9 protein-coding genes are annotated in these 13767 nt (G+C 54.6%); all 9 read left to right on the top strand.

The features are described from left to right. The first annotated feature begins 77 nt into the window (after positions 1-77). Entirely contained in the window at positions 78-341 is a 264-nt protein-coding gene (gene secE / locus NZ823_05905; GenBank protein MCS6804667.1) for a preprotein translocase subunit SecE, read from the top strand. Position 342: 1 nt separating this feature from the next. After that, the gene (gene nusG, locus NZ823_05900; GenBank protein ID MCS6804666.1) at positions 343-909 is read left to right on the top strand and encodes a transcription termination/antitermination protein NusG; all 567 of its coding nucleotides are present in this window, start codon (positions 343-345) and stop codon (positions 907-909) included. Between the two features lie 84 nt (positions 910-993). Continuing rightward, entirely contained in the window at positions 994-1419 is a 426-nt protein-coding gene (gene rplK / locus NZ823_05895; protein ID MCS6804665.1) for a 50S ribosomal protein L11, read from the top strand. 88 nt (positions 1420-1507) lie between these two features. Beyond that, the gene (gene rplA, locus NZ823_05890; protein MCS6804664.1) at positions 1508-2197 is read left to right on the top strand and encodes a 50S ribosomal protein L1; all 690 of its coding nucleotides are present in this window, start codon (positions 1508-1510) and stop codon (positions 2195-2197) included. A 15-nt stretch (positions 2198-2212) separates the two neighbouring features. Then, the gene (gene rplJ, locus NZ823_05885) at positions 2213-2749 is read left to right on the top strand and encodes a 50S ribosomal protein L10 (GenBank protein ID MCS6804663.1); all 537 of its coding nucleotides are present in this window, start codon (positions 2213-2215) and stop codon (positions 2747-2749) included. 208 nt (positions 2750-2957) lie between these two features. Next, complete coding sequence (gene rplL, locus NZ823_05880; GenBank protein MCS6804662.1) at positions 2958-3356, top strand: 50S ribosomal protein L7/L12; 399 nt, start codon at positions 2958-2960, stop codon at positions 3354-3356. Between the two features lie 213 nt (positions 3357-3569). Next, positions 3570-7967: a DNA-directed RNA polymerase subunit beta gene (gene rpoB / locus NZ823_05875; GenBank protein MCS6804661.1), complete on the top strand. Its 4398-nt coding sequence runs from the start codon at positions 3570-3572 to the stop codon at positions 7965-7967. Between the two features lie 89 nt (positions 7968-8056). Next, the gene (gene rpoC / locus NZ823_05870; GenBank protein ID MCS6804660.1) at positions 8057-12361 is read left to right on the top strand and encodes a DNA-directed RNA polymerase subunit beta'; all 4305 of its coding nucleotides are present in this window, start codon (positions 8057-8059) and stop codon (positions 12359-12361) included. Positions 12362-12447: 86 nt separating this feature from the next. Continuing rightward, positions 12448-13371, top strand: coding sequence for a branched-chain amino acid transaminase (locus NZ823_05865; GenBank protein MCS6804659.1), 924 nt, complete (start codon positions 12448-12450; stop codon positions 13369-13371). Positions 13372-13767: the final 396 nt, after the last annotated feature.

Raw genomic sequence — 13767 nt, 5'->3', positions numbered from 1 at the left:
GGTCTCCAAAACCGCAAGGTCGGGTTCGAATCCTGATACCCCTGCCAGTGATGATCTTGAAAGAAACGAAGGCAAATATGGCAAAAGTAATAACGGCGACGGAAGAGAGCCCGAAGGGGTCATCAACTAATATCGTCGCCAGGAAAGTTCAGGCAATTGGCCAGTTTTACCGTGATGTGAAAGCGGAGCTGAAACGGGTCACGTGGCCAACGCGCGAAGAAGTCTACCAAACAACGATTGTGACAGTGTTGGTAGTCATCTTCTTCGGTTATTTTCTGTGGGCCACCAATGAGGTGCTTTCCTATCTGGTCAGGGCCTTGATTGATTTCTTGTCAAAGTAGCATGGCAGAAGAACGCTGGTTCATCATTCATACATACTCTGGGCACGAGCACAAGGTGTGCGAGAGCCTGCAAAACCGCATCCGCGCCTTAGGCATGGAGGATGAGATTACCGAGGTCTTAGTCCCGACAGAGAAAGTCGTCGAACTCAAGAGTGGCAAGCGGGTAGAATCGGACAAGATGATCTTTCCCGGATATGTGTTGGTGAAGATGAAGACCGATGACTTCGGCGAGATTTCCGAGAAAGCGTGGCACACGGTCAGAAATACACCGAAGGTCACCGGGTTTGTAGGGGGACAGCATCCGACGCCATTGACTGACGAAGAAGTGGAAGAGATCACATCCCATGCCAAGCTCACGGCTGAGAAACCAAAGCCTAAGCACACTTACCTGGCCGGAGAAATGGTCAAAATCATTGACGGGCCATTTACCGGCTTCAAGGGCAAAGTGGACGAGGTCAATATGGACAAAAGCACGCTCAAAGTGATGGTGACGATCTTTGGGCGAACCACCCCGGTCGAATTGAGCTTTTTGCAAGTGGAGCGAGAAACGTTCACCGAGGAGACATAGGCAGGAGGTGGCGCTCGCCGATTCAATGGCGTTACAGGCAGCCAGCGGATGGAATATCATCGGCGTCGGTCGTCGAGAGGGAATATGGCAAAGAAAGTGGTCGCACAGGTGAAACTACAGATTACAGCAGGCAAAGCCAATCCGGCCCCGCCGGTTGGGCCAGCACTGGGCCAACACGGGGTCAACATCATGGAGTTTTGCAAGCAGTTTAACGCAAAAACAGCCAAGCAGGGCGACATCACCGTGCCGGTGGTGATCACCATCTATGCGGACCGGTCATTTACGTTTGTCACGAAAACTCCGCCGGCGGCGGATTTAATCAAGCGAGCGATTGGCCTGGAAAAAGGCTCCGCTCGACCCAATCGTGATAAGGTGGGGAAAATTTCTCACAAACAGCTTGAGGAGATTGCCAAGATCAAGCTGCCTGACTTGAATACCAACTCGTTGGAAGCGGCGACGCGTATCATCGCCGGGACAGCTCGCAGCTTGGGTTTGGAGATTGTTGATTAACACGTAGTTTGTAGGAGCATCGATTGGTGGATGCGTCCGGCATGGCGGTCAATCGCCTGACTACAAACAATCAAACCGGAGAGTTGTGATGAGCGGAAAGAAATATGCCGCTGCGGCGGCCAAAGTTGATTCGCGCAAAGCATATAGTGTCGAAGAGGCCATGGCTTTGTTGAAGCAGGTCGCTTATGCCAAGTTTGACGAAACGGTGGAAGTGACCATGCAACTAAACGTGGACCCGCGCAAGGCCGATCAATTAGTCCGTGGGACCGTGCTGTTGCCGCATGGCTTGGGCAAAACCGTGCGCGTTGGCGTTATTGCTTCGGGGGAAAAGTTGAAAGAAGCCGAGGCAGCAGGCGCGGACGTGGTCGGCGCCGAAGACTTGGTGGAGAAAATCCAAGGCGGTTTTCTGGAGTTCGACGTGTTGATTGCTACACCGGATATGATGAAATTGGTCGGTCCACTGGGACGAGTGCTGGGACCGCGCGGCTTGATGCCGAACCCCAAGACGGGGACTGTCACTATGGATGTGGCCAATGCCGTCAAGGAAGGAAAAGCGGGTAAAGTGGAGTTTCGCGTGGACAAGACCGGCGGCATTCATGTGCCCATTGGCAAGGTTTCATTTGACACACAAAAGCTGGTCGAGAACGCCCGCGCCGTGTTTGAGGCGGTGATCAAAGCCAAGCCGTCAACGGCCAAAGGCCGCTACATCAAAAGCGCCTACTGCTGTTCCACGATGGGACCAGGCATCAAACTGGATGAGAACGCCTTGACGGCCTAGTCAGGAGTGGGAAAGATGAAGACGCGAGCAGAAAAACAGGCACAGATTGATTTGCTAGCCAGTGAATTTCGTCGTGTGCCACATGTGTTTGTTGTTGGGTTTGAGGGGTTGTCAGTGGCCAAAGACTGGGAATTGCGTGGCAAGTTACGCGCGGCTCAGGCGGGCATCAAGTATCACGTCGTTAAGAACCGGTTGGCGCAGAAAGCGGCGGAAGGCACGCCCGTAGCGCAGTTGAATGAGCAATTCAAAGGCATGACAGCGGTGGCGCTGACCCCCGATGACCCGGCGACGCTGGCCAAGCTGTTAACGGAATTTGCTAAAGAGAATCCGACGTTTCGCTTCAAAGGGGCGGTGATCGAAGGACGAGCCATTGCGCTTGACCAGATCGAAGCGATTGCCAATCTGCCGACCAAGCCGCAGTTGATGAGCCAGATCATGGGCTTGATCAACGCGCAGCCACAACGACTGGTCAATGTCATGCAGGGTGTCATTCGCAACCTGGTGGTTGTGTTAGCGCAGATTCGAGATCAAAAGGCTCAGGCCGAAGGCTGACTACAGGAATAACCGGCGGAGTTGTCCATGTCGTTGGTGACGACGCTCAGAAACAATGAAAAGCGAGCGCCGATTAACAAATTCACGGATTGGATAATCTGTTCATCAGCTAATCTGTGTCTGATGCCTTTTTCGGAGCAGAAATCTTGTGTAGTGCCCGGCGGATTGCTTGGGCGAGGATTGAAACTAACGAGGAGAAACAAAGATCATGAGCAGTGAAAAACTTCAACCGATTGTTGATCAAATTGCCAACTTGACGCTGTTGGAAGCGTCTGAGCTGGTCAAGATGATGGAGGAAAAATTTGGTGTCTCGGCACAAGCGGCCGCCATGCCGATGATGATGCCGGGCATGGGTGGCGCGGCGGCGGGGGCAGCCCCGGCGGCTGAAGAGAAGACAGAATTCGATGTCATTCTTTCGGCCATTGATGCTGCTAAGAAGATTGGCGTCATTAAAGTGGTGCGCGAAATCACGAACCTCGGTTTGAAGGAAGCCAAGGATTTGGTAGAGAGCCTACCAAAGCCCATTAAGGAAGGCGCTAGTAAGGAAGAGGCCGAAGAAATCAAGAAGAAGTTGACTGAGGCAGGAGCTACTGTCGAAATCAAGTAAGCCATCAGCAACGAGCGGGCTTTTTCAACCACGCTGAAGGCTGGTGGTTGATAGCGAACCGGTTGATCCGACACGCAACGTTACGAACAGCTTCGTTATTCACTCAACGACACAGCAGGCAAGGCGCTCATCGGGAGCGAGGCAGCCGGCGTGTCGGTTGAGTCATTTTGTGTTTGACGGCGATTGCCGCCAAGCTGTTAGAGGGAACTAGTTATGCCACACCAAGCAAACAACGGACATCAACGATTGGACTTTTCTCGCATTCGGACGGCTATCGGCATTCCTAATCTGATTGAGATTCAACGTCAATCGTACAATCAACTCATGCAGATGGACCTGCTGCCCGAAGAACGCAAGCCCAACGAGGGTTTGCAAGCGGTCTTCCAATCGGTTTTCCCAATCAGTGATTACCGCAACAGCGCCCAACTGGATTTTGTCAGCTACTCAATGGGCATCTGGCAATGCAAATGCGGTCAGTTGGAAGGATTGGAGCACCTTCGATCCACATGTAGGAAGTGCAAGGCGACTATACGACTGAACCCGTTGATGTCTGATCATGTGCTGTGCCTCGCTTGCGGCGCGACGAACAAGAACGTGCTTCATCTGTGCCCGAATTGTAGCGAGCCGGTGGGCCTCAAGCTCAAGTACGATGTGCTCGAATGCCAGGAACGGGGCATGACGTATGCCGTTCCCATGAAAGTCAAATTCCGCCTGACGGTGTTCGACGTGGATGAAGCCAGCGGCCGCCGGTCGGTGCGCGACATCAAGGAAGAAGAAGTTTACTTTGGTGACGTTCCGCTGATGACGGAAAACGGCACATTCATTGTCAATGGCACCGAGCGGGTGATCGTTTCGCAGTTGCACCGCAGTCCGGGCATCTACTTCGAGAAGCCGTCCACTCACGGCTATCTGGGCAAAATCATCCCCAATCGTGGCGCGTGGGTGGAGTTTGAATATGACGCCAAGAATATCCTCTATGTGCGAATTGACAAGAAACGCAAGATTCTGGGCAGCGTCTTCTTGCGCGCGCTAGGGTTGCCTGTCAAGGTTGACCTGCGCTCTATTGACAACGACGAATTGCTCAAGACGACGATCCTGACGGCTCGATACTCGGATGAAGAGATTCTCCGCCTGTTTTACAAAACCGAACGCATTCGTATTCGTGACGGCAAACTTTTCTGGCAACTGGATAGGAAAGAGAACCCTGCATCGGCGACGCCCAAGTTCGCCGACGTGAAAACGCCTACGGACATCGTCAATCCGAAGACGGGCGAGGTGATCGTTAAAGCCGGACGGAAGATCAGCACGCATGCGTATCGTGAGATTCTCAAGGCAGACGTCAAAGAGATTGAATTGAACATCGGCGACCTGGAAGGCGCGATGTTCATTTCCGATTTGGTTGATCCGGACGGCGAAATCAGAGCCGAGGCCAATACGCCTGCCACACCGCAAGCGGTCTCTTCGCTGATTGTCAACAACATCCGCGAATTTGAGGTGTTTATCCCCGACCGCGACGAAGTTGGACATGTATTGAGCACAACGCTGAAAAAAGATAGCGCCAAATCGCCAGCGGAGGCGCTCGTTGAGATTTACCGCAAGATGCGACCGGGCGACCCGCCGACGGTGCTATCGGCCTGGCGTCTGTTTGAGTCAATGTTCTTCGATCCGCGCAAGTTTGACTTCTCGAAAGTAGGACGACTCAAATTCAATATCAAGATCGGCTATGACCAACACCATCGGATTGACGATCTGACGCTTTCGCCGAGCGATTTCTTCGACGTGGTTAGGTACTTGCTCAAGCTCCATCGCGGTATCGGCGAGATTGACGACCGCGATCATTTGGGCAATCGGCGCGTGCGTGCCGTAGGCGAATTGCTCGAAAACCAATTCCGTATTGGTCTGGTTCGTATGGAGCGCGCGATCAAGGAGAAGATGTCGGTTCATGCGGAGTTGCAGACGGCCATGCCCCGCGATTTGGTCAATGCCAAACCGGTCATCGCGGCGCTCAAAGAGTTCTTTGGCTCAAGCCAACTGAGTCAATTCATGGATCAAACGAACCCGCTGTCAGAGATCACGCACAAACGCCGGCTCTCAGCGCTTGGGCCGGGCGGTCTATCGCGCGAGCGCGCTGGCTTCGAGGTACGAGATGTGCACCCAACGCACTACGGTCGCATCTGTCCGATTGAGACGCCGGAAGGGCCTAACATCGGGCTCATTTCCTCATTGGCCTGCTATGCGCGCATTGATGAATTTGGCTTCATTCAAGCGCCCTACCGCAAGGTGGAAGATGGTCGTGTGATTGATTACGTGCGCATCACCAGTCCCGGTGATAGCCCGTTCAAGCTCCATGAACATCTTCCCCAGCACAAGGTCGAGAAAGTCAATCGCCGGTTGAAACACGACGGGTTGCAGCCGGCTGAATACGAACCGTATCCGTTTTACCTGACAGCGTGGGAAGAAGCTCACGCGATCATTGGTCAGGCGAATATTGAACTTGATGAGAACAATTACATCGTGCCAAGCCGCGTGCCCGTGCGCAAAGCTGGTGAATTTGCCACCGCCTCGCGCGAAGAGGTGCAATACATAGACATTTCGCCTAAGCAACTGGTCTCGGTTGCGGCCTCACTGATTCCCTTCCTCGAACATGACGACGCGAACCGCGCTCTGATGGGGTCGAACATGCAGCGCCAATCGGTTCCCTTGCTCAGGCCGGAAGCGCCAATTGTGGGCACGGGGATGGAAGATGTCGTCGCGCGCGATTCGGGCGCTGTTGTCGTGGCCCGACGCGATGGCGTGGTAGACAAGGTGGATTCCGAGCGGATCATCATCCGCGCCGATCAGGAAACGCGGGGCGGCGCCTTATCGCGCGAAGTTACAGCAGATATTTACCAATTGATCAAGTTCAAGCGGTCCAATCAAAATACCTGCATCAACCAAAAACCGATTGTTCACGTTGGGCAACGGGTCAAAAAGGGTCAGGTGATTGCCGACGGGCCGTGCACAGATCAGGGGGAGTTGGCGCTGGGTCGGAACGTGTTGGTCGCGTTTATGCCCTGGCGCGGTTATAACTTTGAGGACGCGATCCTGATCTCCGAGAAACTCGTCCGCGAAGATGCATACACGTCAGTCCATATCGAAGAGCTCGAAGTTGAAGCGCGCGATACCAAGCTGGGACCGGAAGACATCACGCGGGATATTCCCAACGTCAGCGAATATATGTTGCGCGACCTGGATGAAAGCGGGATCATTCGCATCGGCGCTTACGTCCGGCCCGGCTCAATTCTGGTCGGCAAGGTCACACCCAAAGGCGAAACGCAACTGACGCCCGAAGAAAAACTCCTGCGGGCTATTTTCGGAGAGAAAGCGGGCGACGTGCGCGATGCCAGTCTCAAGTGCCCGCCGGGGATCGAAGGCACCGTGATTGACGTGAAAGTCTTCACCCGTCGCGGCGTCACCAAAGATGCGCGGTCGCTAGCCATTGAGCAAGCTGAGGAAGATAAGCTGCGGCGCAACCTGCAAGACGAAATCCGCATTCTGGAAGAGGAACGCGACAAGCGAATCCGCGAACTGCTGGAAGGCCAGCGGCTGGCCGCCGATCTGTTTCATAATCGGCGCAAGGTGCTTGAGAAAGGCGAGAAGCTGACGCGCGACATTCTCAATGAGATGGAATTTCACGCGCTGCGCAAGATTCAAGTAGCGAATCCCAAGGTTGACGTCGCTGCTCAGATCAAAGAGATGGAGGCGCGCACGCACCGTCAGGTGCTCGTGCTGGAACACTTCTACAAAGAGCGCATTGAAAAATTGCGGCGCGGCGACGAACTGCCTGCCGGCGTGATCAAGATGGTGAAGGTGTACATCGCCATGAAGCGCAAGATGTCGGTCGGCGACAAGATGGCCGGACGGCACGGCAACAAAGGTGTGATCGCGCGTATCCTGCCGATTGAAGACATGCCGTACTTGGAGGATGGGACACCGGTCGAAATCGTCCTGAATCCGCTTGGCGTGCCTTCGCGGATGAACGTGGGGCAATTGCTGGAAACACACCTGGGATGGGCTGGCCACGCGCTGGGCTTACGATTTTCTTCGCCGGTGTTTGACGGCGCCACTGAGGAGGCGATCCGCGAGAAACTGCTGGAGGCAGGATTGCCTCCTTCGGGCAAAGTCACGCTCTACGATGGCATGACGGGCGAGCCATTTCAGGAGAAAGTGACGGTCGGCTACATCTACATGATGAAGCTGTCACACCTTGTGGATGACAAGATTCACGCTCGCTCCATTGGCCCTTACTCGCTGATTACCCAACAGCCACTGGGCGGTAAAGCGCAGTTTGGTGGCCAGCGATTCGGCGAGATGGAGGTCTGGGCGTTGGAAGCGTATGGCGCAGCTTATACGTTGCAAGAGTTGCTCACGGCCAAATCGGATGACGTGGCCGGCCGGTCGCGCATTTACGAAGGCATCGTCAATGGGAACATTGATTTTCAACCGGGCGTGCCGGAATCGTTCAGTGTGCTGGTGCGCGAGCTTCAAGGGTTGTGCCTTGATGTCGAACTGATCAAGCGCGACGAGGAGTTTGAAGCCGCCAATCGAGAAGAAGCATTGGCCGCCGATTGATCCGGGCACTGCTGACCTGTGATTGAGACCTGCTGCCTCGCTTCACCGTCTGAGGCAAAGGTCACGGGCAAAGGCTTAATGGAGGAACGATGTTTCGACGATTTTTTGATAAACAGTCACCAACGATCGAGTTTGAAGCGATTCGTGTTGGATTGGCTTCGCCGGAAAAAATTCTCTCCTGGTCACATGGCGAAGTGACCAAACCGGAGACGATCAACTACCGCACGTTTAAGCCTGAACGTGATGGCTTGTTCTGCGCGCGCATCTTCGGACCGATTAACGATTACGAATGCTTATGTGGTAAATACAAACGCACCAAGCATCGGGGCGTCATCTGTGACAAGTGTGGTGTAGAGGTGACGCTGAGCAAAGTGCGTCGTGAGCGGATGGGGCACATCAAGCTGGCCAGTCCCTGCTCACATGTCTGGTTCTTCAAGAGCCTCCCTTCGCGCATCGGACAATTGCTCGACATCCCCCTGCGAGACCTGGAGAAGGTCCTCTATTTCGAGTCATACATCGTCGTCATGCCGGATGAGGAGATCGCCAAGATCGGACTGCCCGTCAAATACAAAGAGCTGCTCAACGAAGAGCAGTACCGGCGGCTGGCCCAGGAGTTCCCCAACAAAATTGGCCCGCACGTCGCGCGCATGGGCGCCGAGGCCATTCGGCAACTCTTGACGCAGATTGATCTGGAAGAGCTGGCCACTGAGTTGCGCGAGAAAATGAAGAGTGATCCATCGCAACAGAAACGCCTGAAATATGCCAAACGACTCAAAGTGGTCGAAGCATTTCGCCGGTCAGGCAATCGCCCGGAATGGATGATCCTGGAAGTCATACCGGTGATTCCGCCTGAGCTGCGTCCGCTGGTGCCACTAGATGGTGGACGGTTTGCCACATCGGACCTGAATGATCTATATCGGCGCGTCATCAATCGCAATAACCGCTTGGCCAAGCTGTTGGAACTGCACGCGCCGGAAGTGATCATTCGCAACGAAAAACGCATGCTACAGGAAGCGGTGGACGCGTTGTTTGATAATGGCCGGCGCGGGCGCGTGATTAAAGGCGCCAATAGTCGCCCCTTGAAATCGTTGGCTGACTCACTCAAAGGCAAGCAAGGACGATTCCGTCAGAACCTGCTCGGCAAACGGGTGGATTACTCCGGGCGCTCGGTCATTGTGGTGGGGCCGGAATTGAAATTGCATCAGTGTGGATTGCCCAAGCAAATGGCTCTGGAGCTGTTCAAGCCATTCATTTATTACCAGCTCCAGCAGAAAGACCATGTGCAGACGGTCAAGCAAGCCAAAGAAGCCGTCGAGCGACAAGACCCGGTCGTGTGGGACATTCTGGACGAAGTGGTGCGCGAACATCCGATCCTGCTCAATCGTGCGCCGACGCTCCATCGGCTGGGTATTCAAGCGTTTGAGCCGATCCTGGTGGATGGCAAAGCCATCAAGATTCACCCGCTCGTTTGCACAGCCTTCAACGCCGACTTTGACGGCGATCAGATGGCCGTTCACGTTCCGTTGAGTCCGGAAGCGCAGGTTGAAGCGTCCGTGCTGATGCTGGCCTCAAACAACATCCTCTCGCCGGCCAGCGGCCAGCCCATTGCCGTCCCCACGCAGGACATCGTGCTCGGCTGCTATTACCTAACCAAACGCAAGCCCGGCGCTAAAGGCGAGGGGATGCGGTTCGCTTCGATGGATGATGTGATGCTGGCGCTCGATGCTGGTTACGTCGAATTGCAAACGCCGATCAAGTTGCGCTACGACGGAAAACTCATTGACATGGAACAGCAGCACAAGGATCAGGACATCGTCAATGCGCCGGTTTATGACGTGGAAGGGCGCGTGCTCGATACGACGGTCGGGCGTGTCATCTTCAACAGTCACCTGCCGGCGGAGATGCCCTATATCAACGGCGTGATGCGGAAAGCAGGCTTGCAGTCGTTAGTGCGCTATTGCTTCTTGCGCCTGGGCCATTCGCAAACCATCGAGATGCTGGATAGCCTCAAGGAGCTAGGATTCCTCTACGCTACAAAAGCGGGCATTTCCATTGGCATTGAAGACTTGGTCATTCCAGCTACCAAAGCCAAACTGGTCGAGCAAGCTGAGAAAGAAGTGTTAGCGGTTGACGAACAGGTCAAAGACGGCGTGGTGACCAGCGGCGAGCGATACAACAAGGTGATCGAAATCTGGTCGGCTGTGGCCGAAAAAGTGGCCAACGAAATGTTCAAAGCAATGGCTGCCAGAGAAGAAGAAACAGGCGAGCCGAATCCATTGATCCTGATGGCTGATTCCGGCGCGCGTGGCTCCAAGCAGCAAATTCGCCAACTGGCTGGCATGCGCGGCTTGATGAATAAACCATCAGGCGAAATCATTGAGACGCCGATCCGCGCCAACTTCCGCGAAGGGCTGAATGTGTTGCAGTACTTCATCTCAACGCACGGCGCCCGCAAAGGTCTGGCTGACACAGCCCTGAAGACAGCCGATTCAGGATATTTGACACGCCGCCTGGTGGATGTGGCGCAAGACGTGATTGTGACCATGGAAGACTGCGGAACCGTGCGCGGCATCTGGGCCGAAGCGATCACCCAAGGCGGTGAGATCATTGAATCGCTGCGCGACCGCATCATCGGACGCGTTGCGCTGGAAGACGTGGTAGACCCGATTGACGGGCGCGTCATTGTCGAAGCGAATCAGGAAATCACCGAAGACCTGGCCAATGAAATTCAGAATGCTGGCGGCATTGAGCGCGTCAAGATTCGCTCGGTGCTCACTTGTGAGGCGCGTCGTGGCGTGTGTGTGGCCTGCTACGGCCGTAACCTCGCGACCGGCCGCATGGTCGAAATCGGGGAAGCAATCGGTATTCTGGCAGCGCAATCCATCGGCGAGCCAGGCACGCAGTTGACCATGCGCACGTTCCACATTGGCGGCATGGCCGGCTCGATTAAAGAACAATCGTCGCACGAGACACGACGGGGCGGCACAGTCCGATATGATGACTTGTACACCATTCGCAACCGCAAAGGCGAAATCGTGGCCATGAACCGCAATGGCAGCATCGTCATTGTGGACGCGCGCGGACGCGAAATCGAACGTTACCCGGTCATCTACGGCGCTATCTTGAAAGTGAATGAAGGTGACATCGTTGAACCTGATCAGAAGTTGGTTGAGTGGGACCCGTACACCTTCTCCATTCTCTCGGATGTGGCGGGCACTGTCCATTTCAAGGACCTGATCGAAGGCGTCACAATGAAAGAAGAAATTGACAAAGCCACTGGCTTGGCGTACCGGTTTGTCATTGAGTCGCTCGATGAAAAGTTGCAGCCACGCATCGAAATCCACGACGAGCATGGCAAGACGATTAAGACACAGCACTTGCCGGTCCGCGCCATCGTCATGGTCAATGACTTCGATGAGTTCCGCCGCCGACGCCGCGAAGAAGGAAAAGAGGGCTGGCAAAACATTCACCTTCAAGAACAGGAGAACGTGCGCGTTGTCCCCGGCGACGTCATCTGTAAAATCCCGCGTCAAATGGCCAAAGCCAAGGACATCGTCGGCGGCCTGCCGCGCGTGGTGGAACTGTTTGAGGCCCGCAAACCACGCGACCCAGCGGTCATGACAGAGATTTCCGGCAGGGTCAAGTTAGCTGGTATTACGCGCGGCATGCAAAAGGTCCAAATCCATGGCTACGACGGTGAGGTCCGGGAATACAACATCCCTCGTGGCGTGCACCTCAACGTCAATGACGGCGATGAAGTCAAAGCCGGCGACCCATTGATTGATGGCCCGCGCAATCCGCATGACATCCTGGCCATTCTTGGCGTCGAGGAAGTGCAGAAATACTTGGTCAACGAAACGCAGGAAGTCTACCGGCAACAAGGCGTGCAGATTCATGATAAGCACATCGAAGTCATCGTTCGTCAGATGCTGCGATGGGTCAAGATCAAAGATGTAGGCGATACCGATTTCTTGCTAGAAGAGCAAGTTGATCGCTTCCAATACCACGATGAGAATGAACGGGTGATCGCCAGTGGCGGGCGTCCGGCTCAAGGTGAGCCGCTCCTGCTGGGCATCACCAAAGCCAGTCTCTCAACCGATAGTTTCATCAGCGCAGCCAGCTTCCAGGAGACCACCCGTGTGCTCACTGAAGCTGCTGTCAGTGGTCGTGTGGACTACCTGCGCGGCCTCAAAGAGAATGTCATCGTCGGACGCCTGATTCCGGCCGGTTCGGGCATGCGCATCTATCGTGACATTGAGTTACCACCTGATAAGGCAGCCGTCGGCGTTGACCGCATGCGCCCGGAGGAACAGGAAGAGTTAATGCGTGATGTCCGCCACACCGTCGTGGACGATGCCATCTCAATGGGATTCGAAGAAGTCTCAGAAGAATAATAAGAGTGGGCGGTCGGTCACTGATCGCCGACCGGCTTGTACAGTTTCATGATCGGTGACCGCCCTGCCCATCCGCGGAGGGATACATGACGCAAAAAACAACAGAGAAAATCTGGCACAATGGGCGGTTCATTGATTGGGATCAAGCGACGATTCACGTGATGTCGCACGTCGTGCATTATGCATCAGCGATGTTCGAGGGCATCCGCTGCTACGAAACGGCTAGGGGCCCGGCCATTTTCCGCCTGCGCGAGCACATCACGCGACTTTTGCACTCATGTCTCATCTATCGCAGCACGCCGCCCTACACCCTCGAAGAGTTGTGCCAGGCCTGTGTGGATGTGGTTCGTGTCAACAAGGTCCGCGCCTGCTACCTTCGCCCCATTGTCTTTCGCGGCTATGGCACGTTCGGTGTCAATCCTTTGCCAAACCCCATTGAGACTTACATCATCTGCTGGGAATGGGGCAAGTACCTCGGACCCGAAGCGCTGGAACAAGGCGTAGATGTTTGCGTCTCCACGTGGACGCGCATCTCTTCCAACACAATGCCGCCAATGGCGAAAGTCTCTGCCAATTACATGAATTCGCAGTTGATCAAGATGGAAGCGATCATCAACGGTTACGCCGAAGGGATCGCGCTGGATGCGCGCGGCAATATCAGTGAAGGCAGCGGAGAAAACCTCTTCATGGTGATGAACGGCACTGTTTACACGCCGCCCATTGCTGCTTCCATTTTGCCCGGCATTACCCGCGATACCGTCGTAGACATTTGCCGAATGCTTGGCATTGAAGTCGTCAAACAAGAAATTCCCCGCGAAATGCTTTACATCGCCGACGAAGTCTTTTTCACCGGCACGGCGGCGGAAATCACCCCCATTCGCAGTATTGACAAAATTATCATTGGCAAAGGTCAACGCGGCCCCATCACCAAACGCTTGCAGGAAGAATTCTTCGCCATCACGTCAGGCCAAAAAGAAGCCCCTGGCGACTGGCTGACGTTTGTCGAATGAATGGACAGAGCCGCCGAGACCAATGTGAGAGAGTCAATAGATTATCACCTGGGCTTCGGTGTTTTTCTCAGAGGAAGGAGATTGTCACCGTTGACCGCATTTGAGCATGTGGCACGGGCGTTCCCGCCTGTGCTCTATTTTCATGCTTCGTGGCGAGCCATCGCGTAGGGGCGGTTCCTTTGAAAATAGTTGCGGCCTAAGTTGCCAACTTGCGCTACCTCATTCTGATTTTTCGTGGCATGCTGTAGCACATGGACGATTCCCAGGAAAATTTATACGAGGTGGACACTACTATTTTGCTATCAAGAAAAATTTTCAGCCTGTGACAATATTGGCGAGGTAGCTAGCCCTGCGATTTGGTTCACGCTGGTGATGGTCGCGGGCGAAGCTTTGACC

This window comes from Blastocatellia bacterium (assembly GCA_025054955.1).
Lineage (GTDB): Bacteria > Acidobacteriota > Blastocatellia > HR10 > J050 > JANWZE01.
Note: the sequence above shows the minus strand (reverse complement) of the source record. Positions and strands in the feature narration are given on the sequence as shown.